Source organism: Sphingobacterium puteale (genome assembly GCF_050986225.1).
GTDB classification, from domain to species: Bacteria; Bacteroidota; Bacteroidia; order Sphingobacteriales; family Sphingobacteriaceae; genus Sphingobacterium; species Sphingobacterium puteale.
On the sequence record NZ_CP158959.1, the window covers coordinates 1,576,626 to 1,599,080 of the forward strand.

Annotated in this window: 15 protein-coding genes; 11 read left to right on the plus strand and 4 right to left on the minus strand. The window is 39.5% G+C overall.

Annotation, left to right across the window (positions count from 1 at the left end; genetic code table 11):
* The first annotated feature begins 2 nt into the window (after positions 1 to 2).
* The 3 genes from ABTV71_RS06545 (at position 3) to ABTV71_RS06555 (ending at position 4,399) form a co-directional block, all read left to right on the plus strand.
* Positions 3 to 2,378 carry a hypothetical protein gene (locus tag ABTV71_RS06545; protein ID WP_433902577.1) on the plus strand — a complete coding sequence of 792 codons (2,376 nt, stop codon included), beginning with the start codon at positions 3 to 5 and terminating at the stop codon, positions 2,376 to 2,378.
* A 449-nt stretch (positions 2,379 to 2,827) separates the two neighbouring features.
* Positions 2,828 to 3,790, plus strand: a complete 963-nt coding sequence (locus tag ABTV71_RS06550; protein ID WP_433902578.1) for a hypothetical protein — start codon at positions 2,828 to 2,830, stop codon at positions 3,788 to 3,790.
* Between the two features lie 36 nt (positions 3,791 to 3,826).
* Complete coding sequence (locus tag ABTV71_RS06555) at positions 3,827 to 4,399, plus strand: hypothetical protein (RefSeq protein ID WP_121125088.1); 573 nt, start codon at positions 3,827 to 3,829, stop codon at positions 4,397 to 4,399.
* 19 nt (positions 4,400 to 4,418) lie between these two features.
* Here the strand turns inward: ABTV71_RS06555 and ABTV71_RS06560 are convergent, their stop codons facing one another.
* On the minus strand, positions 4,419 to 4,892 hold the full coding sequence (locus ABTV71_RS06560) for a hypothetical protein (RefSeq protein WP_433902579.1): 474 nt from the start codon (positions 4,890 to 4,892) through the stop codon (positions 4,419 to 4,421).
* 519 nt (positions 4,893 to 5,411) lie between these two features.
* Here ABTV71_RS06560 and ABTV71_RS06565 point away from each other — a divergent pair.
* The 8 genes from ABTV71_RS06565 to ABTV71_RS06600 all read left to right on the plus strand — a co-directional run bounded on the left by ABTV71_RS06565 (position 5,412) and on the right by ABTV71_RS06600 (position 20,292).
* Positions 5,412 to 6,011 (plus strand): RNA polymerase sigma factor, encoded by a 600-nt coding sequence (locus ABTV71_RS06565; protein ID WP_433902580.1) that lies wholly within the window; start codon positions 5,412 to 5,414, stop codon positions 6,009 to 6,011.
* 385 nt (positions 6,012 to 6,396) lie between these two features.
* The gene (locus ABTV71_RS06570; protein WP_433902581.1) at positions 6,397 to 7,494 is read left to right on the plus strand and encodes a FecR family protein; all 1,098 of its coding nucleotides are present in this window, start codon (positions 6,397 to 6,399) and stop codon (positions 7,492 to 7,494) included.
* A 192-nt stretch (positions 7,495 to 7,686) separates the two neighbouring features.
* Complete coding sequence (locus ABTV71_RS06575; RefSeq protein WP_433902582.1) at positions 7,687 to 11,049, plus strand: TonB-dependent receptor; 3,363 nt, start codon at positions 7,687 to 7,689, stop codon at positions 11,047 to 11,049.
* 19 nt (positions 11,050 to 11,068) lie between these two features.
* Positions 11,069 to 12,982, plus strand: a complete 1,914-nt coding sequence (locus ABTV71_RS06580; protein WP_433902583.1) for a RagB/SusD family nutrient uptake outer membrane protein — start codon at positions 11,069 to 11,071, stop codon at positions 12,980 to 12,982.
* A 52-nt stretch (positions 12,983 to 13,034) separates the two neighbouring features.
* The gene (locus tag ABTV71_RS06585; RefSeq protein WP_121125093.1) at positions 13,035 to 14,216 is read left to right on the plus strand and encodes a DUF5000 domain-containing lipoprotein; all 1,182 of its coding nucleotides are present in this window, start codon (positions 13,035 to 13,037) and stop codon (positions 14,214 to 14,216) included.
* Positions 14,217 to 14,240: 24 nt separating this feature from the next.
* Positions 14,241 to 15,452: a DUF4998 domain-containing protein gene (locus tag ABTV71_RS06590; protein WP_433902584.1), complete on the plus strand. Its 1,212-nt coding sequence runs from the start codon at positions 14,241 to 14,243 to the stop codon at positions 15,450 to 15,452.
* 95 nt (positions 15,453 to 15,547) lie between these two features.
* Positions 15,548 to 17,917 carry a discoidin domain-containing protein gene (locus tag ABTV71_RS06595; protein ID WP_433902585.1) on the plus strand — a complete coding sequence of 790 codons (2,370 nt, stop codon included), beginning with the start codon at positions 15,548 to 15,550 and terminating at the stop codon, positions 17,915 to 17,917.
* A 44-nt stretch (positions 17,918 to 17,961) separates the two neighbouring features.
* The gene (locus tag ABTV71_RS06600) at positions 17,962 to 20,292 is read left to right on the plus strand and encodes a glycoside hydrolase family 95 protein (RefSeq protein WP_433902586.1); all 2,331 of its coding nucleotides are present in this window, start codon (positions 17,962 to 17,964) and stop codon (positions 20,290 to 20,292) included.
* A 144-nt stretch (positions 20,293 to 20,436) separates the two neighbouring features.
* Here ABTV71_RS06600 and ABTV71_RS06605 read toward each other — a convergent pair whose 3' ends face one another.
* Genes ABTV71_RS06605 through ABTV71_RS06615 form a run of 3 tightly spaced genes read right to left on the minus strand, consistent with a single transcriptional unit; the run spans position 20,437 to position 22,350 of the window.
* Positions 20,437 to 21,375 (minus strand): DUF5777 family beta-barrel protein, encoded by a 939-nt coding sequence (locus tag ABTV71_RS06605; RefSeq protein ID WP_433902587.1) that lies wholly within the window; start codon positions 21,373 to 21,375, stop codon positions 20,437 to 20,439.
* 18 nt (positions 21,376 to 21,393) lie between these two features.
* The gene (locus ABTV71_RS06610) at positions 21,394 to 21,942 is read right to left on the minus strand and encodes a YceI family protein (protein ID WP_433902588.1); all 549 of its coding nucleotides are present in this window, start codon (positions 21,940 to 21,942) and stop codon (positions 21,394 to 21,396) included.
* 12 nt (positions 21,943 to 21,954) lie between these two features.
* On the minus strand, positions 21,955 to 22,350 hold the full coding sequence (locus ABTV71_RS06615) for a c-type cytochrome (protein ID WP_433902589.1): 396 nt from the start codon (positions 22,348 to 22,350) through the stop codon (positions 21,955 to 21,957).
* Between the last annotated feature and the right edge of the window lie 105 nt (positions 22,351 to 22,455).

Consider the following 22,455-nt stretch of genomic DNA (forward strand, 5'->3'; position numbering starts at 1 on the left):
TAATGATTTTGGACCGTATTTTCTCAACCGTTGCTGTCTGGATTAAAATAATTTTGATTTTAGGCTTCTTTTCGGGTCTGGTTTATGGACAACAGGAAGTACGAAAAATATACATTCATACTGATCGGGAGGCTTACTTCCCTGGCGATTCTGTGTGGTTTAAAAGCTATGTTGTGCAGCATGGCTATCTTGATTCTTCTGCCATCAATCTCCATCTAAATCTTGCGGATCAACAGGGTAATATTGTGAGATCTATGTTTAGCTTACAACGTGGGGGTATGAGTGATGGTGTATTTTTACTTCCGCTGGATTGGAAGCAGACCAGTATCTATATTAATGCTTACGTGGGCACAGATAAAGGAATGATTGAACGATACTATTTCAAGGAAATTCCGATTATTCAAATAAATAACCAGAATAAAAATGATTTAGACAGTGCAGCTATACCGGTGGATTGCCCCCTGATTGTACGCCCTGAAGGCAATCGTTTCCTGCAAAATAAAGATAATAGGCTTTATTTGCAGACGATAGAGGCTAGTGAAAAACCACTACTTGTCAAAGGGACTATTTTAAAAAGTGATGGTGATTTACTGTCGGTTTTTGAGTTAGATAGTTCCGGGTACGGTGTTGTCAATATTCCCCCTTTCGTTGGGAATTGTCGCCTAGAATGGGAGGTGAATGGTAAGCGTAAACCTGACATCCTTTTAAAAACCGAACTTGGACGAAAAATATATAGTAGGGATATAGGTGATACTATAGCTGTTTATTTAGAAAGTAATCTTCCTGCTGAAAGGGTAAAGATCATATTGGCTTCGAATGACAGGTTGGTCATGATAGATACGATCACAATTAGACCTGATCGGCGGACTGTTATTTATTTAAACCGCAATGATCTAGATTATGGTCTGCTGCGGCTTGAGCTGCGCGATCAACAGGATAGCATACGCTCTCAATCCGCTCATTTTGTGGGCGGATTGAGAGATATTCAAGTTGTGCCTAATATCAAATGGTTGCAGATAACGCAAAAGGACAGAGGAAAGAATAGTTTTAGACTGAGTTTGCCTTCAGGTGAAGAGGGAAACTTATCTATCTCGATCACAGCTTTGGAAGTACCCAATGATTGCGTCCCAGATATTACTGAGGATATTTACTTTAGGCCCTATTTCTTGCATAAGGAACCTGTCCATTCAACACATTTATTTCGGAATGATAAATTGCAGTATGGTTTGATAGCCACCAGCGCTTGGAATTCTCCATCCAATTTGAATTTTAATAAGGTACGGTCGACAAATGACTCCGTTTATTACCTACAAGGGCAGATCTTAATGGAAGGAAATAAATGGGTGCATTTCCACAAGAAGCTTGTTGATCAGATAGCAAAAAATAATGGGAAAGGAAAACCTGGTGGAATGTCTTTTGGATACAAATTTCCGGAAGATAGGGTTATGCGTTATAAAACAATTATACCTGATCTCTCAGGATACTTTATCGTGGATAATTTGATTATCCGGGGGACGATAGCTACTAAGCTGTCTGCTATCGAAAAAAAGATGATGTTTGATAAATTTCTGGTTAAGTACAATTTTGGGCCGAGAAGAGTAGATTCTACCTTTTTTATTCCCCCTTTACATCAAAAGTTTTTAGTACCTCAGGCATGGAACGAAAGTAAGTGGGCCTATACACCATTGAGCTATCGTGATAAAAATGGGGGGATCCGATTAAAGGAAGTCAAAGTAGATCGAAGTGTGCAGCAGAGGCGTATTGATTACCTTGAGGGTAGATATGCCGGAGAAAAATTTAAAGGACCTGCTAATGCCGTACTTGATCCCCATAACGACCGTTTCGTCAAGGCTCTGCCGTTAAATTTTGGAGAATATGCTCGTTTAAATTATACTAAAATCGCGGATTCAACCAGATGGGATCGTGTATTTGTCAATAACTATGAAATAAGAACAAATAGATGGAAGCTGGAAGATTTATTCAATACATCCATGGATCGGATTCCGTATGTCAAGTACTTTGAGAAATTCAAAGTAGACGGTTACGTTACTTCTGTATTGTATGTTTATCAAATGGATCCCAGTGAAGGGGACCCATATATAGGCAGGGCCTTGGACGAGCAGGAAGTTGAAGGTTATATGCGAGAAGAACATTTTAAACTGGTAACCTATAATGATAATTTAGCAAATGAACAATTTGATGCACGGCCCACCTTGTATTGGAATCCGGATGTCAAATTGGATGGGCACAGTAGCGGAATGGAGATTTCGTTTTTTAATAATAGTAACCCAGAAGGGTTTTGGATTACTATTCAAGGTATAACCAAAAGCGGAAAGACCATATTCTTTCGGGATATCATAAGAGCGTCGAAAAGATAAATGCTAATAAAAAAAATGTATAACCCGTTTGTCTGTGGTTGGCTAAAATTATTGCTGAAATAGGCAAGTTATCATTTTGGGCCTGTAGTTGACAATTTTGCATCGGGAAACTTTCTATGATAATTCAATATCTTTGCAAAACTGTATCATTGGCTAAAATTGAAAAGGACTACGCTATTGTTTTGAGTTAATTATAAAATGGTATAAATAAAAATGTCAGTACAGAAGGCGACAAGGCAGGGAGATTTTTATAGAAAATGGATTTAACAAATAAAGAGATTGCATTACTGAAAAGTATGGATAGCCTGCATACTGAAACATATTCGTTCGGAAAGCTATAAACCAAATATTAGAGAAATGCCATCGAAAATTTAATCCCATAGCGTTGAATGTTTAATCTGTAATTTATCTTATGGCTTTTTTAAGATATTTAGCTAAATATTGAAACTATGCTATTGAAATTTAATAAACTACTTGTGCTGTTATTGACATTTTGCGCTAATCTTGCCTGTGCACAACAAAGCGAACAACATATTGACGGAGTATATAAATCTTCGGGTGCTGCTTTTATTATAAATAAAAACAAGACTTTTTTGATAATCGCTTACGGAACATTAATAAAAGGTACCTGGAAGATCGAAAATGATCTTATTTATCTACAGCCTAAAAATCCTGAGGCCCAATTTTATGTGTATGCGCGGAAAAATCCGAATATTAAAAGTGGAATGCGTGTCTGTTTCATGGGGGATCGTTTGAGTAGTGCGATTTTGGTCGGAATGTTACCGGACAAAATGCAGCCTCTTTTTAATGAGGATGCGAATTGTAAAGACTTTCCTAGCGTTCATCTGTATAATGAAAAGATGGATACGATTACTTTATTGGAACAAGAAAACCAGGATAGTGATCGTGGTATTGAAATTCCTAAATTGATGTATCATTTTGCCAGTGGCGATTTTAATGATTTTATTGTTCAACATATGCAAAGTAGCTTGTACCACAATGACTTTGTTCTCAAAATAGGCAAAGAAGGGTTATATCCTGTGAGTGATCAGTCGGATACGCCTATTCGAAAATCCACTAAAGAAGAAGAATTTTCTATGCTCGAAGAACTGAAATTTTTAGACCAATCTTTTGATAGAGCTTTTGATGCGGATTTCAAGTTGGTAAATAATGGGTACAATACCCATGATGATATGGATCAGGAAATAGCGTTAGCAGCTTACAGATACGATACCGACAAAAATCTATATGTCAGTCGGGCCATACCTGCAAAAGAACTGGACTATAAAAGCACAGACTACCATTACGATGGCGTATTAATGAAGTTTGATCAGATTAAGGGAACGTCAGAACCCCAGATAGCCGTAAAGATATTGCCGAAGCCCTTATTTATTGCGAATTGTGATAACTAAGCTAATTGTGATCATTTTTCTTAAAATATATACATTATGGCAAGACATCGTTTTATAATTTCTCTCATTTTGGCACTATGCATAGTACTAGGCTGTCGAGATAAAAAGACCGAAGGTTCCAAGGGCAAACAGGTCGAAAATAAGATTGAATTAAATAATGACGAGCCCCCTCGAAATATAGAAAACCAGACGGTTCCAGACACGATAGTGTTATCCCAGATACATAAACCAGGTACGTTACACTGTGATTTGGACGGAGACAATTTGACGGATACAGTGCAGATTGTCCAAAATACAAAAAATGAGAAATATGGCCTAAGATTTATTTTTGGGAACAAAAAGATTGAATACTTAGGTATGGGTACTGATATCTTGGGTCAGGGCTTTGATGATATAGATTGGGTGGGTGTTTTTGAAAAAGCGCCCAAAGGGGAAATCTATTGGAACAATGTAAATGATGATGGTGAAATAATTACAGATGAAGAAGTAAATGAAACAGATAAAATCAAATTGATAAACGATGGTATTTTCATTCACCAAGCTGAATCTTGTGGTGGAGGTGTTATCTATTTAAACAAGGGGAAATTTGCCTGGATACAGCAGGAATAACAAATGTGCTATATCCTATTTATTTACATCTCAATACAGTTTTTGTTGCACCGCTCGATTTTGTAGATACACTCTCTGCCGGTTCTGAAAGAATATAATCGATTGAAATAACATTTACTTTCGCATTTTGCTTCGGTTCAATTTCCTTATTTTCCTCTCCCTTCGCTGGTGTATTATCTCCATAGTAGTAATATTCAAATGTTAAATTCCGATCCGATTTATTCAAGATATAAGTCGCTCTTCCATAGTTAATTTTAAAGCCATCTTTCGTTGTTGGGAACAACACAACCTCTTTTGTATAATTATTGCAGTCTGTAATTGTCAGGATACTTGGTGTAAACCAATTGATCGGAATAGTTAGGAGAAGCAGTAACAATATCGCATCATTTTTACTTTCCTCTTTTTTGATAAATCGGGTATATAGCGGTTTGATAACTATTAAAAGACAAAATATCCCAATAATAATTAAATAAGTATTTAATGATACGATCATAGGTTTTAGATTATTTTACGACTCAAAATGACTGTGTTATCTTTTAAGTTTTATTAAGTATTTGATTAATTATGTCTGGTTAAATGATATCGAATTTCGTGCCAGTTTTGAGCTTTTTACCTTCGATATTTCTACGCGACAGTTTCATTAGCTCAGCTACTTGCATCATACTGCTCCTGTAGTGAAACAGTTGATTGTCGGAAAAAAATAGCTCAACCATTTAGTAATGTCAGTAACGATTTGATACGTCCTTTTTAAAAAAGAGGAATGCATTGACTGTATCGTAATATTTTACATGTTTTTACGTGTTTTATACATCTCTGGTTTAATTTATATCATTTCTTTTGTTTCAAGATCAATTGTCAGGCGACTGTCAGGTGGCCTAACGAAATTTTGCTGCTATTTTCAACTCGTCAAGTACCTAGAAAAGCACATGTGCAGAAATTATGAATTATTTTCCCGCACATCGTAATGCAATTGAAAAACCATGGATTATTGAACTTCGATAGAAATAAAATTATGAGTCTAGAGGACAACGCGATATTGCTCTTACAATTGGCTGAGGGGAATCAAAAGGCATTCGAAAAACTCTATTATGGCTATAGAGCACAGATCTTCGGCCGTATATTAAGGCAGGTAAGATCAGTGGAGTTTGCGCAGGATATCGTTCAGGATGTATTTATAAAGGTCTGGCAGAATAGATCGCAGATTGATGTTTCAAAAAATTTTAAGTCCTATCTCTATACAATTGCACAAAGCACAGTTTACGATTATTTTCGAAAAATTGCTTCAGATCAAGCTAAGAGTGAACAGCTGATGATTCTATCGAAAGGAAAATGCGCAAATGATATTGAAGCGGCGGTCTCTTATAAAGAAATGGAGAAGTACCTCAATGATATCTTGGATATTATTCCCGAACGATGTCGGGAAGTATATGTACTTTGTAAGCTCGAAGGTCGAAGCTATGATGAGGTGTCCAAACTTTTGAATATTTCTACAGCCACCATCAACAATCATATTGTTAAAGCTACCGGTATTATTAAATCGCATTGGAATTGGAACTATTGTTGTTTTTTTATGATGCTATTTGCAGAATACTATCCTGTATTTCACAGCTAGGATTTGGATCAGTACTTTTTTCTTATGATATTATTTGTGGAATATTAACCTCGATTTTCCATTTAAGAATGGAAATTACTGTTGTTTCCTTATATATTATTAGCGGAACACCAGTTTGTATTTCTCAGCTACATCAGCACAATCCTGCTACAAGTCATTACACATTAAAATCAGTAAATATCCATTGAGCATCTCTGCGTTTGCAAGTCGTAGAACATATTTGCAAGTATTTTAATTTTTTTTGATTTGGTATAGTTGATATTTTTTTGGCTTACGTATATAGAGTTAAAGTAAGACCAATTATACTGTGGAACAAACCAAATTGATAAACTTATATAGAAGATATCTTGCTAAACAGTGCACGGATAAAGAAATCCATCTGTTAATGCATTACATGCGTCAAAAGGAGTATGCAAAACTTTTCAAGGAACTGATCTTGGAAGATTTGCAGCTAGAAGAGGAAGTTGAGTTAGATGATCATGCTAAAATTGCTATTCAGCAGCTTGATGAATATTTCGACCGTGAATATTTTTATCAGAACCAAAAAAAGAACAAAAGGAAACTATTCGCGTGGATATCAATTGCTGCTGCGGCTTCAATAATCTGTGCAATTTCGGTATTATGGTATACACGTGGAGGGCAAGAATCTGGTGGTATAGGAATAGCAGATAACCGGAGTACATTGATAACAAGTAATGGAAAAGAGATAAAACTGGATGGTACCTCTAACGTTGAATTATTACGGGAAAATGGCACCGTGATTCTACAGGATAGCCTGGGGGACATTCATGTTAAAGTACTGGATAGTCAGCCTAATCTTAAGCCTCAGATTATATATCAAACAATCCGGACAGCCAAAGGCCGACAATCACGTATTTATCTTACCGATGGTAGTGCTGTGGTTCTAAATTCTGATTCCCAACTTAAATTTCCACTTTTCTATGCTGAAGGTCAACGGGAGGTCGAACTTCAGGGTGAAGGATTTTTTGACATAGTAACCAATAAACATAAGCCTTTTATTGTTAAAACACACGATCAACGGATTAAGGTATACGGAACCAAGTTTAATGTCAACAATTATGAAAATGAACAAATAACTAAAACCACTTTGTTTCATGGTAAAGTATCTGTCCAGAATTTAATTGGATCATCACCGCAAAAGGAATATATCCTTAAACCGGGCGAACAGATTGTCCTCGATAAAAAATCCAAAGCTTTAAAACAAGATAAGACTGAAAATGAGGAGCAGGTATTGGGCTGGAAGAATGGTGTGTTTGTTTATGATAATGCTACGTTAAAAGAAATTATGAAGGATTTCTCCAGATGGTATAATATTGACGTGGATTTGGAAACCCTTCCTGCACTTACATTTAGTGGAACTATACCAAGAAATTATGAGTTGGACAAAGCATTGAGCGTTATTGCACGGACAGCAAATATCAAGATTAACCGAACGGGAACTACACTAAAATTTGAAAAATAAATGGGGAAAAAAACTTAATCAAAAAAAACCGACAGTACTGCCATACCGTCGGCGAACATTAGGGTAATACAAAATTTTCTAAAAACCTAACATCACAAAAGTATGAATTTAAAAGTTCAATACAAGCATTTGTATTGTTTATTACATCGCCTATTGGGAACTGTAATATGTACTCGCAAGCATCTAATCATAATGAAGCTAACATTTGTAATTACATTTTTATTTTCGATTTCGGCATTTGCGGAGGGCTATGGCCAACGTATCAATCTCGAGCTGAAAAATGCAGCTGTAGAATCTGTGCTGAAAGAGATCAAGAAACAATCGGGGTACGACATGTTCTATAATATAGATCTGATCAGCCCGTTAAAAAAGACAAATTTTCGAGTTAAGAACGCCACACTTGATGAGGCGTTGAAGGAAGTTACAGCTAATTCAGGACTAGCGTATGCGATAGAGGAAAGAATGATTATTATCTCCAAAAGAAGGGAGAGCCGGGCCGATCAGAATTTGATTAAAGGTGTTGTTTCGGGAGAAGGGGATAAAAAACTACAGGGGGTGTCTGTCGTGGAAAAAGGGACAAGCAACGGAACGACAACAGACATTGATGGAAATTATAGTCTCAAAGTATCGAACCCCAAGGGAATTCTTGTTTTCTCTATCGTTGGTTATGCAAAAAAAGAAATTCCGATTGATGGGCTTCAAGAGATAGATGTACAATTAACGGAGGATAAAAGCGAATTGGATGAGGTGGTTGTAGTCGCTTACGGCCATCAGAAAAAAGAGAGTATGGTCAGTTCCATTACAACAATCAATCCGAAAGAATTGAAAGGACCGACCAGCAATCTGACAACGATGCTTGCGGGAAGGCTATCTGGGGTTGTTGCCTTTCAACGGAGTGGTGAGCCCGGCGCGGATAATGCACAGTTTTTTATCCGCGGGATTACAACATTTGGAAGTGGGAAGGTAGATCCACTGATTTTGATTGATGGTATGGAATCTTCTTCCAGTGCATTAGCCAGATTGCAACCCGATGATATCTCCGGATTCTCGGTCTTAAAAGATGCAGCGGCATCATCGCTTTATGGAGCCAGAGGGGCTAATGGCGTGGTGTTGGTGACGACGAAATCTGGAATTTCAGGCAAAACAAAATTCAATGTGCGGGTTGAGAATTCGCTTTCTTCCAATACGCAAAATTTCAAACTGGCGGACAATATCACCTATATGAAGCTGGCGAATGAAGCTGTGCTAACCAGAGATCGCTTGGGAGAACTGCCATACAGCCAAAACAAGATTGATCGGACGATTGCCGGAGATAATCCCTTACTGTATCCAAATAATGATTGGATCGGCTTGCTGATCAAAGATTATACACTCAATCAGCGATTTAATATGAATATGAGTGGTGGCGGGAAAAACGCACAGTTTTATATTGCGGGTACCTATAACGTAGATAATGGTGTGTTGAAGTCTGACAATGGAAATAAATTCGATAACAACATTAACTTGAAAAGTTATCAAATCCGTTCAAATGTTAATGTTAAACTAACACCTACAACGGAGGGAATTGTACGGACTTCGGGCAGTTTCGATGATTATCAAGGACCAATTGGTGGAGGGGGTAATATCTTTCAGGGCGCAATAGCTGCAAATCCTGTTAAATTTCCAGCTGTTTTTCCAGCATCTGATATGGGCTATGCGCAACATCCTTTATTTGGCAATGCTAAAATTAGTGAAAGGGGAGAAGCTTTGTATTTTAATCCGTATGCAGAAATGGTTTCGGGATTTCAACAGTACAACACTTCAACATTGAATGTGCAGCTTGAAGTTAAGCAGGATTTCAAATTCCTTACAGAAGGCCTGAATGCGAGACTCATGGCTTATACACAACGCTATTCTTATTTTGATTTGAACAGAAGGTACAATCCTTTCTATTATAGGGCAAATGCGCTAGATGCCAAAGGTGATAAATACTCATTGGAATTGCTCAATGAGAAAAATGCAACAGAGTATCTGGATTATAATAAAGGAGAAAAAGTTTCAAACACAGTATCTTATCTGGAGGCTGCGGTTAATTATAATCGTGTTTTTTCAGAAAAGCATAGTGTCGGTGCTTTATTAGTGACCCAGTTGCGGAGTTTTCTTACCGGCAATGCCGCTGATCTTCAGGCTTCACTTCCTTTTCGCAATCAAGGGCTGTCGGGGAGATTTACATATGGCTATGATAACAGGTATTTACTTGAAGCAAATTTTGGACTAAATGGTTCTGAACGTTTTGCGAAAAATCATCGTTATGGCTTCTTTCCTTCAATCGGGGTAGCCTGGAATGCATCAAATGAAGAGTTTTTTAGATCATTAAGACAGACGATAACGAAACTAAAATTTAGAGCAACTTATGGTTTGATCGGTAACGATCAGATCGGCAATACAGATGACCGCTTCTTTTATCTGTCTAAAGTGAATCTGAGGGATGGAGCACATGGATCAGCTTTTGGTACAAACTATACCTATAGCAAAGATGGTGTTTCGATTTCGAGATATGCCAATGAGACGATTACCTGGGAACAGGCAACAACAGTCAATCTAGGGATGGATCTTAGCCTTTTTAACAGTGTCAATATTATTTTGGATGCTTACAAAACACGCAGAAATAATATTCTGATGAATCGGGCTTATGTTCCTACGACAATGGGCTTATCTGCAGGCATACAAGCTAATGTGGGTGAAGCAGAAGGAAAGGGTATTGATCTTTCGGTGGATTACAATAAGACTTTTGGCGACATGTGGGTACAGGCAAGGGGAACATTTACCTATGCCACGAGCAAATTGCTTGTCAATGAGGAACCCAATTACCCGTCCAGTTTAGCTTATCTGTCTAAAGTCGGTCATCCGCTTAGTCAATATTATGGTCTGATTGCAGAACGACTTTTTGTCGATAATGAAGAGGTGAAAAATTCTCCTGTTCAGACTTTCGGTGAGGTGATGGGCGGAGATATCAAATACAGGGATATTAACGGAGATGGTATGATCTCTTCCTTGGACTATGTGCCATTGGGCTTGCCGACAGTACCTGAAATTATTTATGGTGTTGGATTGTCGGTAGGTTATAAGAACTTTGATCTTAGTGGATTCTTTCAGGGGTCCGGCCGGTCTTCTTTCTGGATTGATCCCGATAAAACCAGTCCTTTTGTTATGAATGGCCCTTATCAACACGGGTTGTTACAAGCCATTGCCGATGATCACTGGTCCGAAGAGAATGGCAATATTTATGCGTTTTGGCCTCGTTTAAGTCCGAACCTAAACCAAAATAATCTTAAACCTTCCAGTTGGTGGATGCGTAATGGCTCTTTTTTACGGTTAAAAACAGTCGAATTGGGCTATAACCTATCGAGCAAAATGCTCGATAAAATGGGAGTAGGACCAATCAGATTTTATTTAAATGCCAGTAACCTGTTTGTCAAAAGTAGCTTTGATCTCTGGGATCCAGAGATGGGTGGTAATGGTCTAAGATATCCGCTTCAAAAAGTATACAATTTCGGATTAAATGTCCAATTCTAATACAAAAGAGAAATTCAATATGAAAAGATATACGATTCGTTTGACCCTTTCGGCAGCCTTGCTGCTATTTATGATGAATTCCTGTAAGAAAAACTTTCTTGATGTGGTTCCGGACAATGTCTCGACCATTGACCACGCTTTTTCCAACCGGAATGAAGCCGAGAAGTTTTTGTTTACCTGTTATGATGGTTTGCCGCGGGAGGGCCATCCGGAAATGAATGCAGGGCTGAATACCGGAGACGAGCTATGGATTTATTGGCCAATGCCAACGGGCGAGGATTATTCAAGTTTATCCCCTTATAATATTGCCAGAGGCCTTCAGAATAAGGATGAACCTGAATTGAACTATTGGGACGGTTATGATGGTAAGTCGATGTGGAATGGTATTCGGAACTGTAATATATTTCTTGAAAATATCGATCGGGTCAAAGATGTTGAACCCTATATGAGAGATCGCTGGATTGCCGAAGCTAAATTTTTGAAAGCTTATTTTCACTGGTACCTCTTTAGAATGTATGGTCCTATCCCCATCGTCGATAAGAACTTACCTATTTATGCTAGCGCAGAGGAGGTAAAAGTAAGCAGGCAGTCAGCTGATTCCGTAGTTAATTATATCGTCAATCTTTTAGATGAGGCGGCGGCCGGGGAAGGTAGTGTGGGCCTACCAGATAAGATTATAAATCAAAGTACTGAATTGGGGAGAATCACGAAACCTATCGCACTTGCAATAAAAGCAAGATTGCTTGTCACGGCAGCAAGTCCCTTGTTTAACGGAAACCCGGATTTTGCCAATATCAAGAATCCGGATGGGAGAGCATTGTTTAACGCAACCTATGATCAAAAAAAATGGGAAAGGGCAGCAGAGGCATGTAAATTAGCGATTACGGCAGCAAAAAATGCGGATATTGATTTGTATCGTTTTATTTCGCCCACAAAGCCGGTTGATGATTTCACAAAAACGGAAATGAGCATCCGAAATGCTGTATGTGAGAAGTGGAACTCGGAGTTGATCTGGGGCACAACGACCAAACCCAATGATACCTGGACGCTGCAACTCTATGCTAGTCCGCAGTTAGATCCAAATGTTCCTAATTCCGGTTTAAAAGGACAACTTGCACCTACCATGAAAATGGCCGAATTGTTTTATACAGAAAATGGTGTCCCCATTACTGAGGATAAAACATGGGACTACGCCAATAGATTCCAGTTACGGACTGCGACAGCTGCCGATCTTGGGATACAGGATGGCTATCAGTCAGTCGGCTTGCATTTTAACCGAGAACCACGCTTCTATGCGGATATGGCATTTGATGGCTCTAAATGGTATATGGAAAATGGAAATTTTAACATTCAAGCCAAATCAGGCCAACATTCTGGCAAAAAGCAAAGCCGCATTTATTCGGTAACAGGTTATTATACCAAGAAATTGGTCAATTGGAAAATGGTCGCAAGCGCAACCAATATTACGGTAGAGCGTTATCCATGGCCTGTGGTACGCTTAGGTGATCTTTATTTACTTTATGCTGAAGCATTGAATGAGACCGATAATAAGACGCTAGCATTAGAATATGTCAATATGATAAGAGATCGTGCAGGACTTAAATCGGTAGAATCTTCATGGACAAACTTCTCAAAAAATCCGAATAAATATACTGATAAGGATGGTTTGAGGGAAATTATCCAACAGGAACGTTTGATTGAAATGGCTTTTGAGGGTAGTCGCTTCTGGGATCTGAGACGCTGGAAAAGAGCTGGTGAATTTTTGAATCAACCTATTTATGGTTGGGATGTTATCCAAACTAGCTACTCGGATTATAACCGTAGGGTATTGTTGTTCAATCAGAGCTTTAATAGCCCCAGAGATTATTTTTGGCCAATAAAAGACTACAGTATTTTGGTAAATCCGAATCTGGTTCAAAATGGTGGGTGGTAATAATAGCCAAGGAAAATTTAATATGAATGACTAACTATTGAGAAAAGAAAAAATGAAACGAATAATATCTGTGTTATTTGCGGGACTATTGATCGTTGGGACGATTGGATCCTGTCAGAAAACCGAGGTGGGTACAATGGATAAAAGTGATAAGCAGGCTCCGGGACCTGTGAGTAATGCCGAGGTTGAAAATTTAAATGGGGCTGCTAAAATAACCTATAGTCTGCCAAAGGATCATGATTTACTGTATGTAAGAGCCGAGTATACCACAAAAGACGGTATCGTGCGGACGACAAAAGTGAGCCGGTATCTTGACAGTGTTGTCTTGGAAGGATTTGCTGATACGGATGTTTACGAAGCAAGATTATACGCGGTCGACAAAAGTGAAAATGTATCGGAGCCATTGGTCGTAAAAGTACAGCCCAAAACACCACCATTTGATCTTGTCAAGGAAAAGCTAGTCGCGAGCGAGGCATTTGGCGGAATAGATGTTACTTATAGGAACGATATTGGCTCAGATGTCGCTATCGTGATCTTAACCAATGATAAACTGGGCAATTTTGTTCCTGTAAAAACGCTTAGTACAAAAGCGAAAACAGGACGCTTTGGCGCCAGAGAGCTGCCATCCGTGGAAACCCGATTCGGACTGATGGTACGGGATCGCTGGGGGAACCTATCGGACACGACTTACGTGACATTAACTCCCATCTTTGAGGCGAGACTGGATCGGACAAAGATGAAAGGACTAAATATTAATGGCACGGATGCAAAAAATTATCCTGGAAATGAAGTCGAATATCTTTTTGATGGTGATGTCAGCAATACGACAGCATATCATACAACAGATCCTGTAAAGATGCCGCAGTGGTTTACCTTTGATATCGGGAAGACCGTAAAACTAAGCCGTTTAGTCTGGTTTATGAGACAGGGATGGTACTATAATCTGCACAATCCGAGAAAAGTAGAAATATGGGGTTCTAATGATCCGAGTCCGGACGGCAGTTTCACCAATTGGATATTGCTTGCCGAACACGAACAGATTAAACCTTCTGGTTTACCTGTCGGACAGAATTCTAACGCTGATAATGAAGCAGCCTTGGAAGGAGAAACCATTAATATCCCTATAGAAGCACCTGCTGTAAGGTATATCCGGTTTAAGACCTTACAAAACTGGACCAATGGGGTTTATGTAAATTTCACGGAACTGACTCTGTGGGGGAATCCTAATCCGTAGTAATCATACTTTAAAAGAGAAAATATGAAAATAATAAAATATCTAACCTGCTTTTTTTTCTTTATCGTTGCTGGGACTGCTATAATTTCCTGTACAAAAGAAGACGATTATAAAGAGATTACAAAAGATGGCGAAATTTACTATCCGGGAAGAGCCGATAGTATCGCCGCCAATGGAGGAAGGAACAGGATTCAATTGCGGATTATTCTGGGCAATGACCCGCTGGTCACTAAAGTCAAGGTGTTCTGGAAAAATAATACGGATTCCGTAGAAGCAAATGTTGTAAAGACAACTGGTAAGGATGTGGTTGATTTTATGTTCAATAACCTTACCCAAGGGGCTTATTCTTTTGAGGTATATACATATACTGCCAATAACGCAAGATCAATTGTTAAAAAAGTAACGGGTACGGCATATGGTGATAATTATCAACGGGCATTGTCCAACCGTACGGTTAAATCAATTGGTTTTTCTCCAGATGGAAACAAGCTTATTATTAATTGGAATGCGGCATTAGATGGCGAAAAATCTATTGAACTAAAGTATACAGACGAAGCGGGTTTGGCACAGACAGCGATTGTTCCAGGAGGAAGTGCAACCACAGAGTTGCCAAGTTATAAGAATGATACTAAACTTGTCTACAGATCCATATTTTTACCCGAGCCTAAAGCAATAGACGAGTTCACTGTCGATCAGGTCGAGATCGGGATTCCAGCATTTGAGCGCGAAGTGGATAAGGCAAACTTTAAGGTCTATTCGCTTCCTACAGATGTTCGGGATAATTGGGGTTGGCTAATGGAATATCTTTGGAATAAAGATTATGACGGTAAAGGCTTTGCTTCCACGGATGGATCTTCACAATGGTTTACTTTTGATATGGGGGAATCTGTTTCTATTAGCAGATTTAAAACCTGGCAGGCGGCAGATCGTATCTTTAGGGCTGAGAATGTGAAGAAATTCGAGATATGGGGCAGCAATAGTCCTGCTTCAGACGGATCTTGGGAAAGCTGGACAAAACTAGCCGAATGTCAATCCGTAAAACCTTCAGGATTGCCGGTCGGACAAACAACCGATGGAGATATCAACTACGCAAAAGCAGGCGAAGAATTTAAACTTCCTCCGGGAACACCCAAAGCGAGGTATATCCGAATTAAAGTACTGGAAACTTGGGGCGGAGGTACATTTATCACGATGGGTGAACTGACCTTCTGGACAAGTGATCGGATCGTTAAATAGTAACCAATTTTTAGCATACACTAATACAAGAATATTTGGGGTAACACCATCAGATTTTACCCTGAAATTTATACGAAATTCAAACAGGTAATACAATGAAACCAACTATGTTTAAAAACACAATTACAACACTTTACTTAGCTCTTGCAGTCAGTGCCGCTTTAGCACAGACGAATGCTGGTTCATCTAAAATAATTAAGATCGACGGAAAAGGTACCGGACGGCTTTTTGATGGGGTCGGAGCTGTCAGTGCAGGCTCTTCCTCAAGATTGTTAATAGATTATGCCGATAAATCCAGAAGTGATATTTTAGATTACCTGTTCAAGCCAAACTTCGGTGCAGGCTTTACTTATCTTAAGACTGAAATTGGAGGGGATGGTAACACCACCTGTGGTTCGGAACCAAGTTTTGCACGAACAAGGGCGGAAATGGAAAAACCTCATTACAATCGTGGATTTGAGTACTGGCTGATGCGTGAAGCCGCAAATAGAAATCCGAATATAGAACTCGATGCCCTGGAATGGAGTATGCCCGGATGGTTTAAAGGGGTATGGTCACAGGATAATGCAGACTACCTGGTCAAGTTTATTGAAGGTGCAAAACACTGGGGCCTCAAGATGAAGTATATTTCAGGCTGTTGGAATGAACGCGATTATAACAGGGATTGGATTGTCAATGTGTTAAGACCTACACTCGATCGAAATGGCTTTAAAGACATTAAAATAAATGCACCCGAAGGTGCTGGCAAAGCATGGGAAATCAGTGATTTGCTGGTTAAAGACTCCGTATTCAGAAATACAATTTCATCGATCAGCTATCACTATCCGGACTCCTATATGTGGGGATATAGAGGTGAAGAACCAAATCCAAATTCTGTTCTGACAGAATTACCCTTATGGTCCGGTGAGGATTTTTCATTGCCCGGAGCATCCTGGAGAAACACGACATATTTAGCCAAGAACATTTTAAAGTGTTATATCAAATGGAAAATAGTGAAAGTAAATATGTGGTGTCCGATTGCTTCAATGCCCGATATTTCCTGTTTTTCGAACGTAGGCTTGATGAAAGGGACTACACCGTGGTCAGGATATTATGAGGTGTGGCCAACGATTTGGGCAGTAGCGCATTTTAACCAGTTTGCCAAACCGGGGTGGAAGTACCTCAATAGTGGCTGTGGGGAATTCAGTGGTGATGGTGCTTACTGTACTTATAAAAACATGGATGGCAGCAATGATTATAGTATTGTGGTGGTCAGCGGTTCAGAGGGACAGAAATTAACATTCAATATCGCTGATCTTCCTAAAGATAAGTTGCATGTGTGGAAGTCGGACAGTAAAAGCCAATTTGTACAACAGGAAGATGTTTCTGTAGTCAACGGAGAAGTTACATTAGCTATTGATCCGGAGAGTATTTATACGATTACGACAACGACAGGTCAGCAAAAGGGAGCGCATACTATTCCTAAGGAAAAAGCCTTCCCGACAAAATACAGTGATAATTTTGATAATTACTCTTTAGAAAGAGCACCGCTTTCGCCAAAATACTTTTATGACAACTCGGGTGCTTTTGAATTGGCGCAATCTGAGGGAAATAATAAATACTTAAGACAATTGCTCGTAAACGATATCACTCACTGGATTCCGGATGAATGTGCCTATACGTTTGTTGCGCAAAATACGGAATGGGAGCAGGGCGAAATTTCTTCTGATGTTTTTGTCGAAAATGATGCCTTTAATGGAGTCGGCTATGCCGGACTAATTTTGAGAGGAGCCTATGATAAAGCCAATCAATCAAATATTCCTTTCGGCTACCGTTTTAATATCTATAAAGATGGTACATGGAAACTTCAGACAAAGAAAAATATACTTGCAAGTGGAAATGTGGATGCCAGTAAATGGCATAAGCTGAAGTTGACCGGAAAAGGAAGCAATATCAAAGGTTACATAGACGGCCAGCTCGTTGTTGATGTACAGGATGATACCTATTCAATTGGAGCGGCAGGTTACGTATCGGGCTTTAATTTTGCCGGATTCGACAACCTTGTCCTCAATTACACGCCGGCCTCAGGTCAATTGCTTTCCGCATGGAAACCAGCGACATCTCCTGCTGATCCCGTGGGACATAGCTTGATTGGTGCATTTGATGGAAATAGCCTTTCCAAGTGGAGTCCAAAAGCTGATGGTACCGAGCAGCATCTGGTCGTGGATCTTGGTTCTGTACAGAAAATCAAAAGATGTGAAACCTTTACGGATTTCGTAGATAAAGGTGCACAATACAAAATTGAGTATTCCGCCGACAATGTAAAATGGTCTATTTTTGCAGATAGAACCAACAACGCTAAAATATCAATTCCATGTTTTGCTGACGAGGGCAATGCCAAAGCGAGATGGGTACGATTGACAGTGTTACCTGCCAAAGATAAGACTATTGCCAATATCTATGAATTTAAGGTTTATGGAGATTAACTAGCTTTCCACAACAAAATGAGGGATTTGAAACACGATATATCATGAAGAAACTGTTAACTGTATTTTATTTTTTCTGCCTCGCTCTTACAACTGTATCTGCCCAGCAAAAGCCCTTAAAATTGTGGTATGATAAACCAGCGGAAATTTGGGAAGCCACATTACCGCTGGGTAATGGCCGATTGGGAATGACACCTGATGGCGGTATTTTAAAGGAGCGCATTGTCCTGAACGATATTACTTTATGGTCTGGAAGTCCGCAGGATGCCAATAATTACGAGGCTTATAAAAGCCTTCCAGCCATCCGGAAACTTATTTTAGAGGGGAAAAATGATGAAGCGCAAGCATTGGTAAACAGCAATTTTGTTTGTAAAGGCGAAGGCTCAGCGGGAGAACGGTGGGGTAAATTTCAAACAATGGGTGCATTGCAGATCGATTTTACCTATAAGGGGGATCAGGGAAAGGAACAAAAAGTTGAGAACTACCGTCGCGAGCTCCTATTAGACCAAGCCATTGCGAATTGTACATTTACACGTAATGGTGTAAATTATAAACGCGAGTATTTTACAAGTTTTGATGATGATGTCGATGTCATTCGGTTGACAGCAGACAAGCCGGGGCAGCTCAATTGTCGTATTGCGATGAATCGACCTGAGCGTTATCTGGTTAATACGGTGGGCAACGAATTGCAGATGTCCGGCCAGCTCAATAACGGTACCGATGGTAAGGGGATGAAATATCTGGCTCGGGTACAGGCGAAATTGAAAGACGGAACGATCCGTCCGGAAAATAATAATCTGGTTATTGAGAATGCTACTGAGGTGTTGATTTACGTTTCTGCTGGAACTGATTTTAGGGGCTTTGCCTTTGAAGAAAAGACAAGTCAATTTTTGTCTGCAGCGATGAAAAAAAGTTATGATCTGCAAAAACGTAATCATATCGCAGCATTCAGCAAGCTCTTTAAACGTGCTTATATTGATCTTGGAGAAGGGGCAGCTGCAGATTTGTCAACAGACCGTCGGATAGCTAATTTCTACAACAATTTCAACAATGATCCATCACTTGCTACTTTGTTTTTTCAGTATGGGAGATACCTGAGCATCAGCAGCACGCGGGTAGGACTGTTGCCACCAAATTTACAGGGGCTTTGGGCGCAGGAGATCAACACACCATGGAATGGGGATTATCACCTGGATGTGAATGTACAGATGAATCATTGGCCTCTTGAGGTGGTCAATCTATCTGAACTGAATCTGCCGTTAGCGGAATTGGTGAAAAGTCTCGTTGAACAGGGAAAGAAAACGGCCAAGGCCTACTATAATGCTGATGGCTGGATAGCACATGTCATTACCAATGTCTGGGGATTTACAGAGCCCGGCGAGAACGCGTCATGGGGAGCATCAAATGCCGGCTCTGGATGGCTATGTAGCAATTTATGGGATCATTATACTTTTACAAATGATTTAAACTATCTAAAAGATATCTATCCTGTGCTGAAAGGTTCGGCTGAGTTTTATAAAAGCGTATTAGTGAAAGATCCTAAAACAGGCTGGATGGTTACTTCCCCCTCGGTTTCGCCAGAGAATACGTTCTATATGGCTAACGGAAAGACCGCGAGTATCTGTATGGGGCCTACCATTGATAATCAGATTGTGCGGGAGCTGTTTACGAATGTGATCACAGCCTCAAAAAAACTGAAAATTGATCATGCGTTTAGACAGGATTTGGAGAATTTACTGCAAACGATACCTCCGGCTGGAGTGATCAGCAAAGATGGACGTATACAGGAATGGTTGGAGGATTATAAGGAAATAGAACCGACTCACCGTCACGTCTCTCATTTATATGGGGTTTATCCGGCTCCATTAATCACGCCTTTATCTACTCCCGACCTTGCGGAAGCAGCAAAAAAGTCGCTTGAGGTAAGAGGAGATAATAGTACAAGCTGGTCTATTGCTTATAAAACCTTGTTTTGGGCAAGACTTCATAATGGAAACAGAGCGTTCAAATTGATCCGGGAAATGCTAAAGCCGGTCGCTGACCCCAATAATATGGGCGGTGGTGGAGGTGTTTATCCGAATCTATTTTCCGCACATCCTCCATTTCAAATCGATGGCAATTTCGGTGCTACAGCTGGTATTGCTGAAATGCTTTTGCAGAGTCATGATGGCTGTATAGATCTGTTGCCTGCTTTACCTGATGCATGGAAAAATGGCGAGGTGAAAGGCCTTAAAGCGAGGGGCAATTATACGGTCGACATGAAATGGAAAGACGGTAAATTGATCAAATATACCATACGCTCTGCGAAGCCGGAAAAAATAAAAATCAGACTAAATGGTGGCTACCAGTGGTACACCACACTTAAAAATATTTAAGTAGCTGTGCAAAAGAATGCTTCTCATGTGCATTTAAAAAAAACTATTATCCCCCTCACCTTTATCGGTGGGGGGATAATAGTTTAGCTTTAAACGATTAATATCATTGATATCAAACCAATAAGCACCGTGTGTTTACTGATTTTATCCTTTATCTTTTTTGTTAAAATTAAAACGTCTTGCAATACTGAATCCCCATCTAAATTGCCCTTTCCCCCATGAACTGTTGGTCTCACTGATAAACTGTGATTCTTGTATCGCTGTGGCATTTGTAAAATTGAGATGAAATATATGTCCACCTGTGTCCATTTCCAAACCAACTCCTAAAGCATTGTAGTAGCGTTGGCCAGTTAGCTCTTCGCGGTATTTCTTTTTCGAGGATTGACGGAAAGGGAGGAAATAGTCGGCAACGAATGCTATCCTCTTACTGACTTTCGCCCTACCACCAATACCGATTGCAAACATGTTATTCTGGTCATTATAGGCTGTATAATTACGGTGAAGATAGGAGGGAACAACAGTAAGAGAAAAACTCGAACTGAATTTTCGAGCAATAATCAATTGCGTCACATAGCTCAGACGGTCGCTGAACCGTTCGAAACTTGCCGCTGAATGTTTTTCTTCTGACGCCTCCATAGCGGATACGACCGTGCTTCCAAAAAAGGCGATCGAAACAGGTACACTATTGTCTATTGTTTGTTCAACAAAACGGTATTTGATATTACCTTCATAGAGTTGTCTGACTTCTGTGGCACCTTTCGCTCTGGCGATTCCAATGTTGATGTTATCCGTTAAACCATAATCAAAACCGATCCTGATATCTGTTGAATTATCAAGACCGAAGAAATTTTTTGCTCCGCCAGCACTTCCTCCAATATCTCCAAACCGGTGATCTACTCTAAAGTCCATTTCATTTCGATGAATGGTTTCAGTGGTTTTTAGATTGATCAAGTTGCCTGATTTAAATGTCGCAGTAACTTTTTCGTTCTTTGGCCCATCAAGCTTGATCATTTTATCGAGATCTTCCTGTGCAACTACTTTCAGCGAAATAATAGATAGCATTATGCCTAGTATACTTTTCATAATTGAATGGAATAATTATTAGTTATAAGCAGCTTCTATTTTTACGTTCACGACCTCAGCAATTTTCTTCCCGACGATGGAGGGAATACTGATTTTATGGTCTGCCAGTCTGACATCAAAGGCGGCGATAGCTTTTATTGCACCATTCTTTACATTGAAAGTCGCAGCGGTAGAATAGGGTTTACCGACGCCGTGGATTTGTAATGTACCAGAAACATTCAATTTGTAGGTGCCATCTTTGGCTAGTTTTTCGCAGTCTTCAATCTTACCTTTAAATTCAGAAAGCGGATATTTATCGCTCTCCATATAATTTTCATTAAAATGCTCCTGCATCAGTTTTTTGTCAAATTGAAATGAAGTAATTTTTACCCGAAAGATAATTTCTCCTGTTTTGATATTTAGGGCAGATCCCGCTAAATTGCTTTTCGCTTCTATATCTTCCAGGGGGGCACTGCTGAAAAAAGAAATGCTTGCAGCTTTGGAGACTAAAGAATTTGTCTGCTGAGCGAATGTCGCTTTACTCCCGAGCAATAACAGGAGTAGACTATAGATATGTATCTTATTCATATGAGTTTTGCATTAGTTTTCCGGCGTATTGCGTTTGATCCAGGCATCCAGCAATTCAATTTCTTTTGCTGTCAGCGTGCCCCCGATGGGCATCGTCTTGGTCACCAATACAACGTTGTTAATTCTTGTTATATGATTTTTGACAGAGTTATATCCGTTAAATTCCCAGCGCGCACTGGCAGGTCGTCCAGCGGTATGGCATGAACTGCATTTGGTTTCAAAAAGTGCTTTTGCAAAATTTGTATAGGATACATTTTTTACGGTAACTTCTTCTGGCCCCGAAGGTTCAGGAGATAGTTCCGCTGCTTGTTTTTTGGTACATCCTGTAAGTGCAATCGCAATAGTCGCTATAGTCAACATGAACTTATTGTTCGGGATGAACGGTCTAGCTATTTTTAGTTTTTTCATCTGTATTATTTTTTCTCGAAGTGGATGAAGCTATCAGTTTTATTTCTTACATATTTTCATTTGTTAATGCTGATCGAGACCTGGTTTAAAAGTTTCAGGTCAGTG

Coding starts and splice junctions, on each gene's coding strand:
- ABTV71_RS06545 (WP_433902577.1), top strand. CDS start 3: ATGATTTTGGACCGTATTTTCTCAACCGTTGCTGTCTGGATTAAAATA.
- ABTV71_RS06550 (WP_433902578.1), top strand. CDS start 2,828: ATGCTATTGAAATTTAATAAACTACTTGTGCTGTTATTGACATTTTGC.
- ABTV71_RS06555 (WP_121125088.1), top strand. CDS start 3,827: ATGGCAAGACATCGTTTTATAATTTCTCTCATTTTGGCACTATGCATA.
- ABTV71_RS06560 (WP_433902579.1), bottom strand. CDS start 4,892: ATGATCGTATCATTAAATACTTATTTAATTATTATTGGGATATTTTGT.
- ABTV71_RS06565 (WP_433902580.1), top strand. CDS start 5,412: ATGAGTCTAGAGGACAACGCGATATTGCTCTTACAATTGGCTGAGGGG.
- ABTV71_RS06570 (WP_433902581.1), top strand. CDS start 6,397: ATGCATTACATGCGTCAAAAGGAGTATGCAAAACTTTTCAAGGAACTG.
- ABTV71_RS06575 (WP_433902582.1), top strand. CDS start 7,687: ATGAAGCTAACATTTGTAATTACATTTTTATTTTCGATTTCGGCATTT.
- ABTV71_RS06580 (WP_433902583.1), top strand. CDS start 11,069: ATGAAAAGATATACGATTCGTTTGACCCTTTCGGCAGCCTTGCTGCTA.
- ABTV71_RS06585 (WP_121125093.1), top strand. CDS start 13,035: ATGAAACGAATAATATCTGTGTTATTTGCGGGACTATTGATCGTTGGG.
- ABTV71_RS06590 (WP_433902584.1), top strand. CDS start 14,241: ATGAAAATAATAAAATATCTAACCTGCTTTTTTTTCTTTATCGTTGCT.
- ABTV71_RS06595 (WP_433902585.1), top strand. CDS start 15,548: ATGAAACCAACTATGTTTAAAAACACAATTACAACACTTTACTTAGCT.
- ABTV71_RS06600 (WP_433902586.1), top strand. CDS start 17,962: ATGAAGAAACTGTTAACTGTATTTTATTTTTTCTGCCTCGCTCTTACA.
- ABTV71_RS06605 (WP_433902587.1), bottom strand. CDS start 21,375: ATGAAAAGTATACTAGGCATAATGCTATCTATTATTTCGCTGAAAGTA.
- ABTV71_RS06610 (WP_433902588.1), bottom strand. CDS start 21,942: ATGAATAAGATACATATCTATAGTCTACTCCTGTTATTGCTCGGGAGT.
- ABTV71_RS06615 (WP_433902589.1), bottom strand. CDS start 22,350: ATGAAAAAACTAAAAATAGCTAGACCGTTCATCCCGAACAATAAGTTC.